We start from the raw sequence: 213 nt of genomic DNA, 5'->3' as shown, positions 1-213 counted from the left end.
GAGTCGTTTCACGGTCCTGTTCGGGATGGGAAGGGGTGGGACCGACTCGCTATGGTCATCAGGCTTTGACGGGTTGCTGCGTCGCCCGGGTTTTGGTCAACCCGGCGCCACAGCCAATCTGGAAGAAATAGTTTCTGGTGATGCTCACCAGAGGGAGATTCGGGGGTTGTGTTGTTTCTGGCACAACACTGATCTCAACCTGTGTGTTCTGCA

At 55.9% G+C, this 213-nt stretch carries 1 rRNA gene; it reads right to left on the bottom strand.

Annotated elements, in window-relative coordinates:
• Positions 1-63, bottom strand: a 5S ribosomal RNA gene (gene rrf / locus A6V37_RS43215); the annotation flags it as partial.
• Positions 64-213: the final 150 nt, after the last annotated feature.

Origin of the sequence: Paraburkholderia ginsengiterrae (assembly GCF_001645125.1) — a bacterium.
Lineage (GTDB): Bacteria > Pseudomonadota > Gammaproteobacteria > Burkholderiales > Burkholderiaceae > Paraburkholderia > Paraburkholderia ginsengiterrae.
The sequence above is the reverse complement of the archived record's forward strand: the minus strand, read 5'-3'. Positions and strand labels throughout refer to the sequence as shown.